Raw genomic sequence first — 16,762 nt, 5'->3', positions numbered from 1 at the left:
GGTCGGTAGCCGTGAGCCCGCTATCCTCAGGACGCGACTCTGTCGCGCCATCGCTGGGGAGGGTCGATGAACAACAGCCGCACTACGTCTTTGCCACGGCTACCGGACTGTTCGCGGTCGGCAACGATTACCGCAGCCCTCAGTGTCGCGGTGCTGATCGGTGGCGTCGCTCTCGGCCTCTACAGTCGGTTCCTCGCCGCCGCGAATCCGGTCACGCCACAAGACGATGCTCGAGCCGAGCTACCCGATGCCCTGGGCATGTCCGCCATCGTGGTCGGCGTCGCGGCACTGCTCGTCGTCGCGGTCGTTCTCCTGGCGGCGCGACGACTGCGCGCCGCAGGTTTCGGCAACCCCGGCGTGACGATATATCTGCTCTTGGCCGTCGCCATCGGGCGCACAGTGCAACTGCACGTTCCGTCCGTCACGCAGCAGATATTCGAGCACTACACAGCCTTTCCCCGGCTGCCCACCGCGCTCGCCGCCTGGGTTCTCGTGGGCCTCGGCATCCTTCTCCTCTGCTATCCCCTCACCGCCGCACCACGTTTCACACCGACGACGCGCACGATCGCGGTGCCTGCCACGATCGGCCTGCTGCTGTGCGCGCTCGCGACCGGCGGGGCGCTGTGGGTCGGTGACGACGACCGGTCCATCGACCATCGCACCGCCGCTTCGGTAGTCGCACCGCCGATCCCGAATCGACTCGGGCAGGAACGATTTCGCATCGATCTACCGAAAGCGAGCAGGGTGATCGTCGGCGGACCCGGCTTCCTCGTCGGCACGCCGACCGGCATCACCGCCTACGACGGAGCAACCGGTAGCGCCCGCTGGCACTACCAACGCCCAGATGCGGCGGAAGACGGCGTGCACCAGCAGGACAGCAACTTGCTCTCCATCCCCTCCGAGAACGCCGTCCTCACCAGCTGGAACCACCTCGGGTGGATCGCATTCGACGCCACCACCGGCGAAAAGCTCTGGACCGAATCCGAATTCGCCGAGGACAGCAGAACTGGGATGCGAGTCGCCCGCGGCTTCGATGCCGCCGGCGAACCGATGCTGGCCTTGGTCGACAACGAACTCTTCGGCGGTTCGTACGGCAACTTCGCCCGGTACAACGCGCGCACCGGGCGACACATGTGGTCCGAGCCCGCCACACCGGATGGCTGCGACACCATGAAGTCGCGGATCGCCATCACCTCCCCTGCGGTTTACCAGGTGCGGGTATGCCGAAACGAGGAGTCCGCGTGGACCGCGATCCTCGCGCTCGATCCGGCCACGGGCGCGGAGACGGCGAAGCGGGATCTCCCCAATCCCGACCCCGATCGCGCACCGAAGGTTTCGGTGCAGAAGGACGCGCTGTCGGTTGACTGGCCCTACCGGAACGCACCACTCGACCACCTGGTCGTCGCGGCTCCCGGACTGCTCGGTACTACCGCCGTCACCGCCGACTATGTCGAGGTGATCGCCAACGACCCGGCGACCGGCACCCTCGTCACCAACTCCTGGAGTACTGGGATCACGATGTCGCAGGGCGCAGCGCCGGACCGGTCGCTCACCGACCCCGATGCCGGACTGGGCGGTGTCACACCGTTCGACTCGATGCTGACCACCGACGAACTGATCGCAGTCGGCGATGCGCAATTGCGTACGTGGCGACGCGCCGACCTCGTCGAGAACGCGCCCCCGGTACCCCTCGGATCCGGACAGGCCTCCCAGATCATCGCCGCACCCGGCATCATCCTGGTCCCCTTCACCGACAAATCCGCAGACCTACAGCTGATCGGATTCGCACCCTGACCAACGGCTTTCGGTCAGCGCTGAAATCGCGGTCCCGAAACCACCCTGTCGATCCATCGTTCGGTATTGCTGAGAAGTCGCGTGATCGTCGGGCTGTTGTATCGGGCGATGTCGCCATGCTCGGTAGCAGTCGTCATGGCGCTCATCAACCCGTCGGACTGGCGGTCGATCTCCTCGCGCAGCCAGTCGGGCTCGACGTGAATGGCCGGCGCGAATCGAAGCCAGTCGGTCACGGTCATCTGTTCGGCGCGGAACTGCTGATGCATGCTCATGGACAGGTCGTTGCCAGTGCCATCAGAGTAAGCAAGGTGCGAGTTCAGATCGTAGAGCGGTGCGAGTCGTACCGATTCACCGCTGAGCAACAGCGAATAGTTTCTCGCGTGAGCGTCTGTGCCGCAGATCAGCCAATTGAAGACGAGTGCCTGCGCGAATCTGCGGTTGTCCTCCTCAGGGCGATGACTGCTGGTGCGGATGAGGTCGGCAATCGTCTCGGCGCCTGGGCCGCCCTGACTTTGGTACTTGTGAATCGGCCAGATCGCCATCGCTTGGCACATATCCTCCTGATGGACGCGCTGCCAATGGTCGTCGCGCCGAATTCGGTCGTAGCGGGCGACGACGATGGCGCGCTCGTCATCGAACTCCTCGATGGCGCAAGACGCGGTGCGAAGACCGAGGCCGGCCGCGGTTCGCAGGGTGACCGCCTCTGCTAAGTCCTGGTCGAGCATGTTGGGGACAGGAGGTTTGATGATGTGTGTCGACGGGATGGCACCGGCCGGGTCGCTCCAGCCATCAATGGTCCGGTGGAGGGCAATCTTTGCTTGGGCTCCAGCGAGGGAGAACTTGCCGGACGTGTCGTCAGCGGCCGAGATCGGGAGGTCAGCCTTCGCTCGGCGTAGCATCTCCGCGATCTGAGTCGGCCCCAGTTCACCGAGTTCGCCTTGCCGTTCCTGGATGAAGTCGAGTCGGTCCGGTCGGACGAACTGGGCAGCGCCGGCGACGTCCTCCCCGACGTGTCGGAGCAGCGAGAAGGAGCTGTTGTCGCCGGCGATGCCGAATCGACGACGCCACTGGCGCAAGGTTTCTGGACGGTCCGGAAGCAGGCCCTCCAGCCAAGGTGCCAGGACCTTCTCCCGATAGCGGCCCATGGGACCCCGCATCGACACAGACAACGGAGTGAATCGGCCCGGCAGAGGATCGGTGTAGCGGAGCCTCATTCTGCGTTGACTCGAGCGCTGAATGTCACCGATCACGCGGCCGTTCATCACCACATAGAGGACGTGATCGTTCGATTCGGTCATTGGTGCGGGCCGTCGACGAGGGAGTCGAGGTCGATGGGTTCCTCATCGACCGGGAATGAGAGGGTCGGTACTCGGCGGGAGAGCGTCACTGATACACCGAGGGCGGATATCACCCGCATGACCATGTCCAGCGGGGCGGAGCCCTTCTGACCGGCCTCGAACGCATTGAGCCATTGGCGGCCGACTCCGGCGATCGAGGCCAGGGCCTGCTGAGTCATATCTTCGGCAATTCGCGCCTCACGCAGGGCCGGGCCGAGGTCGTCCGCTCGGAATACCTCAATTGTCGCCATATAAAGACAATATCATTTGTCGCCATACGACGACAAGAGGGCGTTGCCCCGCCGACGTCGACCTTCGTGGCGCGGAAACCCACCCTCGGGGCTGCGCCCTCAGCGACCTCAGTGCCCTGAACGGTCCGCCGCCGCGGCCAGTCCCAGGTGCACGATCTCGATGAAGGCCGTGAGATCTCTGATCAGGACGTCGATGTCGCCGGTCGCACCCGCGTCGGTGTGGAGCCAGTCGGCGACGGTTTCGAACAGGCCGCCGATCGTGGAGACAGCGAGGGCGTGCAGGTCGACGCCGATTCCCTCGGGGGGCACGAATCCGTATTCGCGCCACAGGGTTTCGAGGAACTGGGCAGCCCAGCGGCGGTTGACGCGCCGCTGCTGTTCGACCTTCGCCGAAATGCCGCTGGCCTCACCGAAAGTCACCTTCGCCACGCGGGGGTCGTCGACCATCGAATGGGCGAAGGCGCCGATGACGGCGGCGACCACGTCGTCGCGGGCGCTCGAGGATTCCGACAGCGCGGTGGCGACCTTGTCCTGCGCGCGTTCGCTCTGCTGCTGCAGCAGCGCCAGATAGCAGTCTTCTTTGCTGTCGAAGAGCTCGTAGAAGGCCTTGTTGCCGACGAACGCGGTCTGGCAGATCTGCTCGATCGCGGTGTTGACGTAGCCGTCGGCGGCGATCAGGTCGAAGGCGGCGGCCAGGATCTGTTCGCGCCTGCGCGCGCGGCGCTGTTCGGCGTCCAGGCCCTGGATGCGCCGGGAGCGGACTTGGCTCTTGTCGGTCGACGTCACGCAGCTCAGCCTACAGATTCCGGAATATAAACAAGAACTCTTGTTATCAACAAGCCACCGTGCTGTAATCAGCATCACCTATCGAAGGAGATGCCATGCAGCGCAGCACGGCCACCTGCCGGTCGCCCCGGTTCCGACGCCTCGGCGCCCGAGCCCTGCCTCTGCTCGCGATGTCGGCGCTGGTGGCAGCGGGTCCGGCGGGCGCCCAGGATTTCGAACTGCCGCCACTGCCGAACGAGGCGCAGGTGTATCCGGCGGTCGTGCCGATCCCCACGCCGCAGCACGACCCCTGGTACGCCGATCCGGCCGATCTCGCCGGCTACGCCAACGGCGATGTGATCCGCAGCCGGGTGGTGCAGACGCACGTGCTCGGCATCCCGGCCCCGGTGCACACCACCCAACTCCTGTTGCGCAGCTCCGACGTCCACGACAACCCGATCGCCACCGCCACCACCGTGCTGATGCCGGGCATCCCGTGGCTGGGCCCCGGTGCGCGCCCGCTGATTTCGTATCAGGAGGCGATCGACAGCCTCGGCCGGCAGTGCAATCCGTCGTACACCCTGCGCGCGGGCATCCAGAAGGAGGTGGCCATCATGAGCCAGTTCCTCGCGGCGGGCGCGGCCGTGGTGGTCACCGATTTCGACGGCAAAGAGAACACGATCATGTCGCCCAGCGAGGGTCGGATGGTGCTCGACGGCATCCGCGCGGCCCAGCGCGGCGGACTCGGACTCGACGCCGCACCGGTGGGGTTGTGGGGCTATTCCGGGGGCGGCAACGCGTCCGCCTCGGCCGCCGAGCAACGCCGCCACTACGCTCCCGAACTCGACATCAAGGGCAGCGTGCAGGGTGGGATCCCCGGCGACAAGGTCGCGATCGCACCGTTCGCGATCTCGGGACAGCAGCCGCAAGCCAACTTCACCGGCTGGCTCGCCGTGCTCGGACTGGCCCGCGAATACCCCGACTTCGACGACCAACTGCGGCAGTACCTGACTCCGGAAGGCCGCCGGGTGGCCGACGACCTGCGGGAACGTTGTCTCTACACCTCCGTGGCGACCACCCTGCTCCGCCCGATGGCGGAGTATCTGACCGATCCAGCGGCCGCACTGGCCGCCGCGCGACCCGCGCTGTCGGCCGCGAGTTTCGGCAGACCCGAGAACACCCCCGATATGCCGCTGCTGATGTGGCATTCGACCACCGATCAACTGCTGCCCGCCGAACTGGCGATCGACAAGATCGCCGCCGACTACTGCGCCCGCGGTGTGAACATGCGGATGATCCGGGTGCCGTTCTCGGAGCACATCAGTGCCGAGATCGTCCCCGAACTGGGCACGGTCGCCTGGTTGCTCGCGGTCGCCGCGGGCGCCGATCCGGGGCCGCGCGTATGTTGAGCGCCGCCACGACCTCGCTACGCCAGATCCGCGCCTTGGCACGGGCCGGCATCATCGATCCGCGTCACCCCGCGCAGATCCTGCGCACCGCCCGCACCATGCGCGCGTTCGGCCCGATCGCCGGCGGGATCCGTTCCTCGGCGCGACGCGCGCCCGACCGCATCGCGTTGATCTGCGACGGCGAGCGGATCAGTTACCGGGAGCTCGACCGTCGCACCGACGCGCTCGCCGCCACCTGGCACGCCGACGGCCTCGACGCGGGTGACACGGTCGGCGTGCTCTGTCCCGACGGAGTGCGGCTGGTCGAATCCATGGCCGCCACCGCGAAACTCGGCGCTCGACTGGTGTTGCTCAATACCGGCTTCGGTGCGGCGCAGTTGCGTGACGTGCTGGACCGAGAGGGGGTCAGCGCCCTCGTGCTCGACCCTGCCCTGTCCGCGACGGCTCTGGATCTACCCGAACGGATAGTCCTGCTGGACACCACCATTCGTCCCGACGCCACACCGATCGGCACGCCCACACAGCAGGGCGGTTTCGTCCTGCTCACCGGCGGCACCACCGGTACGCCCAAGGGCGCGCCACGGCGAGTCGAATCCCCCTTGGCCGCAGCACAATTCGTCGACCGGGTCCCGCTGCGACGCGGGCAGACAGTGCTGCTGTGCGCGCCGCTGTTCCACGGCACCGCACTGTCCCAGTTCATCCTCTCGCTGAATCTGGGGTCGACGATCGTGCTGCACGGCCGGTTCGACGCCGCACGCGCGCTCGCCCAGATCGCCGAGCATCGCGCCGACATGGTCGTGCTGGTGCCCACCATGCTGCGTCGCATCCTGGATCTGGACCCAGAGCTGTTGTCCGCCAACGACACCAGTTCCCTCCGGATCGTGTTCACCGCCGGGGCCGCGTTGCCCTCGTCGTTGGGCACCCGGGCGATCGAAACCTTCGGCCCGGTCATCTACAACTTCTACGGCTGCACCGAAACCGGCACAGCCACCATCGCCACCCCGCAGGACTGGATCGCCGCTCCCGGCACCGTGGGGAAGGCGCCGGTCGGGATCACCGTCGCGCTCTACGACACCGACGGCACCCGGATCAGCGAGCCCGGCGCGGTCGGCACCGTTTATGTGGGCAACACCATCGCCTTCGACGGCTACTCCGGCGGCGGGTCCAAGCAGATCCGTGGTGGCCTGATGAGCACCGGCGACCTCGGTCACTTCGATTCCGGTGGAAGGCTCTTCATCGACGGACGCGATGACGACATGATCGTCTCCGGTGGTGAGAACGTCTTCCCCGGCGAGATCGAGGACCTGCTCTACCGGCACCCGTCGATCACCGAAGCGGCGGTGATCGGTGTGCCCGACGAGGAATTCGGCCAGCGGCTCGCCGCGTTCGTCGTCCCCGCGGGCGAGCTGGACGCCGAAACCGTGCGCACCTACGTGAAAACCCACCTCGCCCGCTTCAAAGCCCCACGCGATGTGCTGTTCGTCGACGAACTACCGCGCACCCCGACCGGCAAGATCGACCGCCGCGGCCTGGCCGCGCTGGGCTGACCGAACTCGGCGGCGCCGACGAGGGGTCGGCGCCGCCCGCTCTGCGGAGAAACCGCTGGTAGCGGCCCCATTGCTATCATGGCCAACAGTGCTCCATGACGTCGCGCCCGCCCGGCGACCAAGCTCGGCCACCCAGCGCTCGAGGAGGAAACATGGCTCAGCATGCCGATGATCGAGTCCCGCCCGCATCCGACAACGCCGCCGATCTCGACCTGCCGTGGGCGCCCCGCGACCACAAGTGGAGCGGCCCGAAGGCCGAACACGACGCACTGAAGTGGGCCGACGGCGACGCGCTCAAGTTGGCGAGCATCTACCTGTATCGCGAGCCCGGCGGTAATCCGGCGACCGAGGCCGACTACAAGTTCCCGGTCGCCGACATCATCGACGGCAAACCGACGCGGGTCTTCCACGCGGTCACCAACGCCGCGTCCCGCCTCGACGAGGCGCACATCTCCGAGGCCGACCGCGCCACGGTGAAGCATCGAATCTCCGAGCTCTACCGGGACGCGGCCGAGGCCTTCGACGACCCGTCACTGCGGGCGCCCTGGGATCGCTGATCAGCGCAGTCCGCGGAAGAACGCGCGGATGTCGTCGACCAGCAGGTCCGGCACTTCCATCGCCGCGAAGTGGCCGCCACGGTCGAACTCCGACCAGTGCACGATATCGGTGTCCGCGTCGGCGTAGCGCCGGATCGCGATGTCCTCGGCGAAAACCGCGACGCCGACAGGCGTGGTCAGCGGCGCGGTCTTCCAGGAGCGAACGTGGGTGGCCTCGTAGTACAGCGCGGCCGACGACCCCGCGGTGCCGGTGAGCCAGTACAGCATCACGTTGGTCAGCAGCCGATCCCGGTTCACGGCATCCTCGGGCAGGCCCGCGGCCGGGAAAGTCCACTCCTTGAACTTCTCCACGATCCACGCGAGCTGGCCGATCGGCGAATCGTGCAGGCCGTAGGCCACGGTCTGCGGGCGTGATGCCTGGATCGTGAAGTAGCCGTTGCCCTCGCTCTTGAACAGGGCGAGGCGGTCCAGCCGGGCGAGCTCGGCGGCGGTCATCGTCGCCTTCTCGTCGTCGGAGACCGGACCGAACGGGATGTAGCCGAAGGTCGCGGCATTGACGTGCACGCCGATCACCTTGTCGCCGCCCGCGCGCCCCACCTCCGGCGTGACGAACGCGCCCCAGTCACCGCCCTGTGCGCCGTAGCTCTCGTAACCGAGCCTGCTCATCAACTCGACCCACGCCTTGCCGATGCGCGCCGGATCCCAGCCCTCCTCGGTGACCGGACCGGAGAAGCCGAAGCCGGGCAGCGACGGGATCACCAGGTGGAAGGCGTCGGCCGGGTCGCCGCCGTGGGCCGCGGGGTCGGTGAGCGGACCGATCACATCGAGGAACTCGACGACCGAACCCGGCCAACCATGCGTGAGGATCAGCGGCGTGGCATCGGGGTTCGCCGACCGCACGTGCAGGAAGTGGATGCGCTGGCCGTCGATCTCGGTGGTGAACTGCGCGAACTTGTTCAGTTCCGCCTCGGCCGCGCGCCAGTCGTAGGAGGTCCGCCAATATTCGGCCAGCTCGCGCAGGTACGCGACCGGCACACCGCGACTCCACTCGGCGCCGGGCTGCTCGGCGGGCCAGCGCGCGTCGGTCAGCCTGGCCTGCAGATAGTCCAGGTCGGACTGCGGGATGTCGACGTGGAACGGGGTGATCTCGTTGCTCATGAGAACAACGGTATGACCACAAGCGGACACCTTCTGTCCTATAGCACTGGCAGAGTCGAATTCGTGAAAGAAACTTCGGCGCGGCTACTTCGGCTGCTCTCCCTGCTGCAGACCCGGCGCGAGTGGTCCGGCGACGAGCTCGCCGCGCGCCTGGATGTCAGCACCCGCACAGTGCGCCGCGATATCGACAAGCTGCGCGCACTGGACTACCCGGTCCGCGCGGTGAAGGGCATCGACGGTGGCTACCACCTCGAGGCGGGTGCGCAGCTGCCGCCGTTGCAGCTCGACGACGAGGAAGCCGTCGCCATGGCGATCGCCCTGCGCACGGCGTCGATCAGCGGAGTGAGCGGCATCGGCGAGACCGCGCTCAGCGCGCTGGTCAAACTGGAGCAGGTGCTGCCCGCGCGATTGCGGCACCGCGTACACGCCATGCAGGTCTCGAACGTCCAGACTCCCGGCCGGGCCCGCGTCGATGTCGATCCGGCGATGTTGTCCGCCATCGCGGCCGCGTGCCGCGACCGACAGCGCCTGCGCTTCGACTATCGCAGCGGTGACCGCGAATCCCGTCGCGAGACCGAACCGCACGAACTCGTCACCTGGGGCCCACGCTGGTACCTGGTGGCCTGGGATATCGACCGCGACGACTGGCGCACCTTCCGGGTGGACCGCATGTCACCGAAAATCCCGGTGGGCCCGCGCTTTTCACCGCGCGAGATCCCCGGTGGCGACGCCGCGGCACACGTCGCGAAAGGTGTCGCCCAGCTCTGGCCCTACCGCGCCGTCGTGCGACTACACGTGCCCGCCGACTCCGAACCGGCCCGCTCCGCGGCCACCTACGGCACCGTGCAACCGATCGACGCCGACTCCTGCCGCCTGGAGATCGGTGCCGACAATCCGCGCGGCCTGACCTTCCTGCTCGGCGCCCTCGACACCGATTTCGACATCGAGCACGGCCCGGAACTGGTCGAGCACCTGCGCCTGATCGCCGCGCGATTCACCAGGGCGACCACCCCGCAATAGCGGAACGGCGGCGGAAAACGCTCCGCCGCCGTTCGAATCGAATTCGCTCAGAACTCCCAGTCCTCGTCTTCGGTGTTGATCGCCTTACCGATGACATAGCTGGAACCCGAACCCGAGAAGAAGTCGTGGTTCTCGTCGGCGTTGGGCGACAGGGCCGACAGGATCGCCGGGTTCACCTCGCACTCGTCCTTCGGGAACAGGCCCTCGTAGCCGAGGTTCATCAGCGCCTTGTTGGCGTTGTAGCGCAGGAACTTCTTGACGTCCTCGGTGAGGCCGACCTCGTCGTAGAGGTCCTGGGTGTAGTCGACCTCGTTGTCGTAGAGCTCGAAGAGCAGCTCGAAGGTGTAGTTCTTCAGCTCGTCGCGCTCGGCCTGGGAGACCAGCTCGAGGCCCTTCTGGTACTTGTAGCCGATGTAGTACCCGTGCACGGCCTCGTCGCGAATGATCAGGCGGATCATGTCGGCGGTGTTGGTGAGCTTGGCCCGCGAGGACCAGTGCATCGGCAGGTAGAAGCCGGAGTAGAACAGGAAGCTCTCCAGCAGCGTGGAGGCCACCTTGCGCTTGAGCGGGTCGTCACCGTTGTAGTAGCCGAGGACGATCTCGGCCTTGCGCTGCAGGTTGCGGTTCTCCTCCGACCAGCGGAACGCCTCGTCGATCTCCTTGGTGGAGCACAGGGTGGAGAAGATCGAGCTGTAGCTCTTGGCGTGCACCGACTCCATGAACGCGATGTTGGTGTACACCGCCTGCTCGTGCGGGGTGATCGCGTCGGGGATCAGCGAGACCGCGCCCACGGTGCCCTGGATGGTGTCGAGCAGCGTCAGGCCGGTGAAGACCCGCATGGTGAGCTGCTTCTCGTCGGGCGTGAGGGTGTTCCAGGACGGGATGTCGTTGGACACCGGGACCTTCTCGGGCAACCAGAAATTGCCGGTCAGCCGATCCCAGACCTCGGCATCCTTCTCATCGGGCACCCGATTCCAATTGATGGCCGACGCCCGATCGATGAGCTTCATTCCGCCTCCACACCTTTCCGCCAGACCTGTTGACCCGCACCCGCCGCCGTGCGCGAAGCCCTTCACCCACGAACACTACTCGTAGTGGGTGACAACCTCGGGGAGCACTACAGCTTGTGTTGCGGCGCGCAGAACTCGACCTGACCGGCCGAACACCCGCGCCACACACGCGGCCCCCATTGTGCGGCACGATCGCGAAGTCACCACCATCGCATCGCCAGTGATTCGCCACATGTGTGCCGGCACCCGCTTCACCGGTGAGCGCCGCCACTGCCCGGCGCACCCGGGCCCGGTGCGGATACGGGGCGCCGATTCCGGCACACTGGGCGTTCGACAGGGCTCGACCGCGAGCCGGAGGGAGGCGGGAGTCGTCCCGCGCGAGGGGGATTGTCGATGCTGTGGCGTCGTTGCGCGGTGGCCGCCGCTGTCATGATCGGGCTCACCGCCTGTCAAGAAGACCTGCCCGAACACAGGCCGGTCACCCCGATCGAGGCAGCTTCGGCGATGCCCGCGTACTGGAAGACGGCGCCCACCTCCGACGGTCAGCGCCTCGAACTGCTGCGACGCCTGCGCGCGATCGACCCGTGCGCGCTCGTCCCCCGCACCGACCTGGCGAAGATCGGCACCTTGCTCGCGGTCGAGAACGACGGCCCGAACAAGTGCGAAGCGACGTTCGACTCCACCGAGCGCGGCAAGGGCACCTCGGTCAGCTGGTCGATCGGTGTCGCGCCGAACGGGTACGGCTGGGGGCAGTCCGAGCGCGAGGAGGTCGACGGCATCACCGTCGGTGTTCTGCGCGATCTCGACAACGGCCCCCAGGTCGAAGGACAGCTCGACCGAAGTTGTCTCGCCACCGCGGCTTTCGCCAATACGACCACGCTCCCGGTACACGTGCGAACACCGCTGGGCACCGAACCGTGCCCGGCCGCCCGGTCCGCACTGGCCCGCGCGATGGGCGGACTCGCCGCCGAACCGGCACAGGGCACCTCCCCGGACACCCCGCGGACCGCACTGCACGGCAAGGACCCGTGCGAGGTCGCCGCCGCGCTCGATGCCGCGGTCACCGTCCTCGATCTGCGGATCTGGTCCTGCCAGTTCACTTTCCGCGGTGCGGCCATCGATGTGGACTACGGCTACGAGGCGCGGGGCTACGCCGACAGCGGCAAGCCGATCTTCACCGTCAACGGCCACACCGGGTACGGCCCCACCGATGACGCGAGCGAATATGCCTCGTACACAGCGATAGTCGGCCCCAGCCTGCCCGGACCGGGATCGGAGCTGATGGGCCCCGCCGTCCCCACCATCCGAGTCTTCGGCACCGACCGTGCCGCCCTCGAATCCGTCCTCCGCTCGACCACCGAACTCTTCCCCGCCGCCTGAACCGGACAAGGAGAACCCCTGTGCGACAGCTCATCCTGCTCGCCACCGCAGTGCTGACGATGGTCGCCTGCGGTAGCGAACCCGCACCGGACTCCATGCCCGATGGTGGATTCTGGTCCACCGCAGCGGTTTCCGATCAGGAGAAGGTCGCGGTTCTGCGTAAGGTCAGGGCGATCGATGTGTGCGCGCTACTCCCCCGCGTGGCACTGGGCACCCTCGGCACAGTGCGCGACGTCGAGAACGTGCATCCGAATCAGTGCCGGCTCAGTATCGCCGTGCCGGGTCATCTCACCGGCATCGACGCGACCTGGAGTACCGGGGTGATGTTCGAGGGCGAGCCGAGCATGGACGGTCCGGTGGACGAGGAGTCGATGGGCGACGTGCGGGTGCTGTTCAACGACGAGCCCGCCGCGTCGGATGATCCGCAGGTGCGCGGGGCCTGTCAGGCGTGGGCGCGGTTCGTGGCGGGGGCCGACCTGTCCTTCAGCGTGCGGGCGCCGCAGGACGCGTGCGCGACGGCGAAGACGCTGGTGCGGATCGCGTTGACCGAGTGGCGCGAGGAGCCGCCCCAGGGTTCCTCGCCGGATTCGGATCGGGCGGTGATCACCGGAGCAGATCCGTGCGCGGTCGCGCCGTTGCTCGGCGTTCGGGTGCCGGTGGCCGATCAGCGCGTCACCACGTGCAAGGTGAGCGTCGACGGGCACGACGCGATCGTCACCTTCGACTACAACGAGGAACGCTCGATCATCGACGACACCCCGGCCTTCACCGTGGGCTCGCGCCAGGTGTACCGATTCGATACGGCCCAGGCCGACATGGCGTCGCTGTCGGCCGTCGTCGGTCCCGGCCTCGCGCCGGGGCCGACCGACGCACTGCTCGGTCGGCGCGTGCCGACGGTCTCGGTCACGGCCCACTCGGCCATCGCGGAGAAAGTCATGCGCGAAACTCTGCCGCTGGTGCGCTGACACCTCGGCGCCGGTGCGATGACGACAACGTTCTGAGAACGACCTGGCGTGATGTTTGCGCGAGTGTTGCCGTCGCGGGCAGACTCGGTGGTCGGGCGCGGGTCCGGGCCCGTATCTGTCGAGGACAGGGGTGCCGATGTATCGCAGGATGGCGCTGGCCGCTGCCGCGTTGCTCGTGTGCGCCGGATGCGGGAGTGACGACGCGGGCACACCACCCGACTACGCGGAGTTGCCGCCGCCGCCCGCACCGGTGATTCCCGCCCAGCCGCCCGAGTTCTGGTCGAAGGTTCCCCAGGATCCGGCCCAGCGGGCCGAGGTGGCCCAGGCGACCCGCCAGGTCGACGTCTGCGCGCTGCTGCCGCGCGACACCCTGGCACGACTCGGCGAGGTCAAGAGCGTGACCGTCGGCCTGGATTCGTGCCGGGCCATCATCGGCAGCGACACCGCCGGTGAGGGCTCGACCCTGACCTGGCACGCCACCTTGCTGAGCAGCCTGTCCGCCGGCGGCCGGGGCACCACGAGGCAGATCGGCGACGCGAACGTCCGCACGGTCCCCGACCGCGACACGGGCGAACCGCGCGCCTGCGGCGTGACCGCCCAGTTCCCGTCGAGCGCGGCCTTCTATCTCGGCCTGTCCACACCGGGCAAGAACCCGTGCACGGTCGCCGACGAACTGATGCCGGGCATGATCGACCGCTGGCGTCAGTCACCGAAGCAGGGCACCTCCCCCGACACCGCGCCGACCGTGCTCCTCGGCGCGGATCCGTGCACGGTCCGGGGCAAACTCGCCGGCGCCGTCCCCGACGACGAACAGCGGCTCACCCAGTGCCTGTTCGGTTATCGCGGCGAGAAGATCACCGTGAGCTACGAGTACCGCGTGCCCGCGTATCTGGCCGCCAACAGCACCGAGGACCACATCAACGGTCGCACCGTGCACCGTTCGGTCTCGGTGTACGACAGCTCGATCCCGATCTACACCGCGGCCGTCGGCCCGGAACTGCCCGCCGAATCCACCGTTTTCGGCAGGCGCATCCCGGTGGTCGAGGTGGTCGCCGCCACCGACGACGTCGCGAAAGACGTCATGGCACAGGCGCTCACGCTCTTTCCGCAGCGTTAGATTCTCAGCACGAGCTTCGCGGTGGTGAAGTAGATGATCAGCCCGGTCGCGTCGACCAGGGTGGTCACCATCGGCGCCGACACGACCGCGGGGTCGATCCGGAACTTCTTGGCCAGCAACGGCATCGTGCCGCCGATGGTGGCCGCCCAACCGCAGATGACCACCAGCGTGATGGCTACGACGATGGCGATCTTCGGCCCCACGAACACCGTGCCGATCAGCAGCCCGGCGGCGGCCAGCATGCTGCCGAGCACCAGCCCGACCCGGCATTCGCGCCAGATCACTTTGAACAGATCCGAGACCCGCACCTCGCCGACCGCCAGCGCGCGCACGCATGCCGTCGCCGCCTGCGCACCCGCGTTGCCGCCTGCCCCGATCAGCAACGGAATGAACAGCGCCAGGCTCGCGGCCTGTTCGAGGGTCGTGGCGAACATATCGGTAACACTCACGGTCAGGGTCGCCGCGAACAGCAGCAACATCAACCACAGCGCCCGATACCGCGCCAGCTGGAACACCTTGGCGGCCATGTAGTGGCCCTCCCACGGCGCCGAACCGGCCTGCTTGGCGACGTCCTCGCTGTCGGCGGCCTCGAGCACCTCCATCGCGTCGTCGATGGTGAGCAGCCCGACCACCCGGTCCTCGCTGTCGACGACCACCAGGTTGATGAGGTTGGTGGAACTCATCAGCCGGGCGGCCTTCTCCGCGGCATCGGTGGCCCGCACGAACGGCGGCTCGGTGACGACGAGTTCGGACACCATCGCGTCCGGCGAGTGCAGCACCAGTTCGCGCAGTTCGACGATGCCGGTGAGGCGGCGGCCGCGATCGACCACGGGCAGCGTGTAGACCGTTTCGGCGTTGGCACCCTTGGCGCGCACACAACCCAGCGCCTGCGCGACGGTCAGATTGTCCGGCAGCGCAACGACTTCCGGCGTCATGTACAGCCCGACCGAGCCCTCGGGGTAGCCGAGCAGCGTGGCGGTCATCCGGCGCTCGCGCGGGCTCAGCCCGGCGAGGACCTTCTTGGCGACCTTGGCGGGCGCTTCGTGCAGCATGCGGGCGCGGTCGTCGGGGTCCATCGCCTCGACGAGATCGCGAAAGCTCTTCTCGCGCAGGCCCTGCAGGATCTGCTGCTGGTCGACCGGCTCCAGCTCCTCGAACACGCTGAGCGCGCGCTCCTTGTCGAGCAGCCGGAACACGACACCGGCCTGCACGGCGTCCATACGGGCCAGCGCGTCGGCGATGACGTGCGGCGGGCGGTTGTCGAGCCAGTCCAGGCCGCCACAGACCCGGTGGGTCTCGACGATGTCGCGCACCGATTCGGACAGGATCGCGAGCGCCTCGGTGACAGCGTGGTCCTCCACGGCTGCGCGGCGCGGTGAAACCACCTCGGGCACAACGGTTTCGGTGGGTACATGACGGGTGGTGACGAGATCGACGTTCGACATGATCGAGTCCTCTGGCGTGACAGCGCACACGCCTGCGGCACAGCTACAGGATGCGCGAGAAGTGGAACGAGTGACGGTGGTTCACACCGCGGGGCGTCCACCACCGAGGCCGGCACGCACAGTCCGGACCGAGCAGGTCAGGATCGGCAGTACGAAGACGAAGGGGCGACGCCGCGCGGCCTTCGACTGGGAGGTTCATTGCGCATTGCAACCCCACCTCCTCGCAGTCGCCGCGGGTGATCGCTCCGCGGATCGCTTGGAGTACCCACTCGGGCACACCCTTCCACTGACGAGACTACATGCGAGGGCCGATCGTTTCACCTTCAGCTCGCGTACCACTGGTCACAGTGATACCGATCACACCGTCGACGGCAGTCCCGCGATGACAGTGTCCACGGCCTGTTCGGCGAGCGGCCACAGTTCGGCGCGGTCCAGGTGCCGCAACGGCCCGCGCAACGCCAGTTCCGCGAATCCGTGCACAGTGGACCAGCAACTCCAGGTCGCGCCCGCGCGCGCCGCCGGGGCGAGATCACCGATGTGCACCATCATGTCGAGCGCGTCGGCGAGGGCGAGGTAGGCGGGTGAGTCGACGACCGACTCGGGCGAGGTGTCACCGGCGCCGAAGAACGCGACCGCGAACCAGCCGGGCTCGAGCAACGCGAAGCCGATATAGCCCAGGCCGACCGCGCGCAGGCTCGCACGCGGGGTCGCCGGGCTGCGCTCCATCCCCTCGGCCATCCTGGACTCGATCGCGGCCGAGACCGCGCGCAGCAGGGCTCGCCGGTCGGGAAAGTGCCGGTAGGCGGCGTTCGGCGTGACGCCGACCCGGCGGGTGACCGCACGGATGGTCAAGGCATCGGGACCGCCGGATCTGGTGAGTTCCAGCCCGGCCTCGACCAATGCCGCCGCGAGGTCACCGTGGTGATACGCCAACTCTTGAACCCCCTTCCGGCGAAGTGTACGGTGTGAACATATCAAATGTGCACGCCGTACACATCGAAGGGTGC

Annotated in this window: 15 protein-coding genes; 8 read left to right on the top strand and 7 right to left on the bottom strand. The window is 67.5% G+C overall.

Going from position 1 to position 16,762, the window contains the following annotated elements; genetic code table 11:
• Window positions 1-66 precede the first annotated feature (66 nt).
• On the top strand, window positions 67-1,794 hold the full coding sequence (locus ACFVJ5_RS17150; RefSeq protein ID WP_379221123.1) for a PQQ-binding-like beta-propeller repeat protein: 1,728 nt from the start codon (window positions 67-69) through the stop codon (window positions 1,792-1,794).
• A gap of 14 nt (window positions 1,795-1,808) precedes the next feature.
• Here ACFVJ5_RS17150 and ACFVJ5_RS17145 read toward each other — a convergent pair whose 3' ends face one another.
• From ACFVJ5_RS17145 to ACFVJ5_RS17135, 3 genes are all read right to left on the bottom strand, one after another.
• Complete coding sequence (locus ACFVJ5_RS17145) at window positions 1,809-3,092, bottom strand: type II toxin-antitoxin system HipA family toxin (protein WP_379221122.1); 1,284 nt, start codon at window positions 3,090-3,092, stop codon at window positions 1,809-1,811.
• On the bottom strand, window positions 3,089-3,382 hold the full coding sequence (locus tag ACFVJ5_RS17140) for a helix-turn-helix domain-containing protein (RefSeq protein WP_379221120.1): 294 nt from the start codon (window positions 3,380-3,382) through the stop codon (window positions 3,089-3,091). Before ACFVJ5_RS17140 ends, ACFVJ5_RS17145 begins: the two co-directional genes overlap by 4 nt.
• A gap of 108 nt (window positions 3,383-3,490) precedes the next feature.
• A complete protein-coding gene (locus ACFVJ5_RS17135; protein WP_379221118.1) occupies window positions 3,491-4,168 on the bottom strand; it encodes a TetR/AcrR family transcriptional regulator in 678 nt (225 codons plus the stop codon).
• 95 nt (window positions 4,169-4,263) lie between these two features.
• On the opposite strand from ACFVJ5_RS17135, the gene ACFVJ5_RS17130 reads away from it, so the two are divergent.
• The 3 genes from ACFVJ5_RS17130 to ACFVJ5_RS17120 all read left to right on the top strand — a co-directional run bounded on the left by ACFVJ5_RS17130 (window position 4,264) and on the right by ACFVJ5_RS17120 (window position 7,660).
• Window positions 4,264-5,556, top strand: a complete 1,293-nt coding sequence (locus ACFVJ5_RS17130; RefSeq protein ID WP_379221117.1) for a lipase family protein — start codon at window positions 4,264-4,266, stop codon at window positions 5,554-5,556.
• Entirely contained in the window at window positions 5,550-7,103 is a 1,554-nt protein-coding gene (locus tag ACFVJ5_RS17125) for an AMP-binding protein (RefSeq protein ID WP_379221115.1), read from the top strand. The genes ACFVJ5_RS17130 and ACFVJ5_RS17125 overlap by 7 nt, the downstream gene beginning before the upstream one ends.
• Window positions 7,104-7,255: 152 nt before the next feature.
• The gene (locus tag ACFVJ5_RS17120; protein WP_379221113.1) at window positions 7,256-7,660 is read left to right on the top strand and encodes a hypothetical protein; all 405 of its coding nucleotides are present in this window, start codon (window positions 7,256-7,258) and stop codon (window positions 7,658-7,660) included.
• Here ACFVJ5_RS17120 and ACFVJ5_RS17115 read toward each other — a convergent pair whose 3' ends face one another.
• Window positions 7,661-8,818 (bottom strand): epoxide hydrolase family protein, encoded by a 1,158-nt coding sequence (locus tag ACFVJ5_RS17115; RefSeq protein ID WP_379221111.1) that lies wholly within the window; start codon window positions 8,816-8,818, stop codon window positions 7,661-7,663.
• A gap of 63 nt (window positions 8,819-8,881) precedes the next feature.
• Here ACFVJ5_RS17115 and ACFVJ5_RS17110 point away from each other — a divergent pair, with 63 nt between their 5' ends.
• Complete coding sequence (locus tag ACFVJ5_RS17110) at window positions 8,882-9,838, top strand: helix-turn-helix transcriptional regulator (RefSeq protein WP_379221110.1); 957 nt, start codon at window positions 8,882-8,884, stop codon at window positions 9,836-9,838.
• A 47-nt stretch (window positions 9,839-9,885) separates the two neighbouring features.
• On the opposite strand, the gene nrdF is transcribed toward ACFVJ5_RS17110, so the two are convergent.
• Entirely contained in the window at window positions 9,886-10,848 is a 963-nt protein-coding gene (gene nrdF, locus ACFVJ5_RS17105) for a class 1b ribonucleoside-diphosphate reductase subunit beta (protein WP_056812336.1), read from the bottom strand.
• 393 nt (window positions 10,849-11,241) lie between these two features.
• On the opposite strand from nrdF, the gene ACFVJ5_RS17100 reads away from it, so the two are divergent.
• The 3 genes from ACFVJ5_RS17100 (at window position 11,242) to ACFVJ5_RS17090 (ending at window position 14,310) form a co-directional block, all read left to right on the top strand.
• The gene (locus tag ACFVJ5_RS17100; RefSeq protein ID WP_379221108.1) at window positions 11,242-12,228 is read left to right on the top strand and encodes a hypothetical protein; all 987 of its coding nucleotides are present in this window, start codon (window positions 11,242-11,244) and stop codon (window positions 12,226-12,228) included.
• A 20-nt stretch (window positions 12,229-12,248) separates the two neighbouring features.
• Window positions 12,249-13,193, top strand: coding sequence for a hypothetical protein (locus ACFVJ5_RS17095; protein WP_379221106.1), 945 nt, complete (start codon window positions 12,249-12,251; stop codon window positions 13,191-13,193).
• Between the two features lie 136 nt (window positions 13,194-13,329).
• Entirely contained in the window at window positions 13,330-14,310 is a 981-nt protein-coding gene (locus tag ACFVJ5_RS17090) for a peptidase (protein WP_379221105.1), read from the top strand.
• Here the strand turns inward: ACFVJ5_RS17090 and mgtE are convergent.
• Together mgtE and ACFVJ5_RS17080 are read right to left on the bottom strand one after the other, a co-directional pair.
• Window positions 14,307-15,755: a magnesium transporter gene (gene mgtE, locus ACFVJ5_RS17085; protein ID WP_379221103.1), complete on the bottom strand. Its 1,449-nt coding sequence runs from the start codon at window positions 15,753-15,755 to the stop codon at window positions 14,307-14,309. The two genes, ACFVJ5_RS17090 and mgtE, sit on opposite strands and share 4 nt — an antisense overlap.
• A 357-nt stretch (window positions 15,756-16,112) precedes the next feature.
• Window positions 16,113-16,688 carry a TetR/AcrR family transcriptional regulator gene (locus ACFVJ5_RS17080; RefSeq protein WP_379221101.1) on the bottom strand — a complete coding sequence of 192 codons (576 nt, stop codon included), beginning with the start codon at window positions 16,686-16,688 and terminating at the stop codon, window positions 16,113-16,115.
• Window positions 16,689-16,762 lie beyond the last annotated feature (74 nt).

The organism is Nocardia sp. NPDC127606 (assembly GCF_042671725.1).
Lineage (GTDB): Bacteria > Actinomycetota > Actinomycetes > Mycobacteriales > Mycobacteriaceae > Nocardia.
This window is presented reverse-complemented; position numbering and strand designations above follow the sequence as displayed.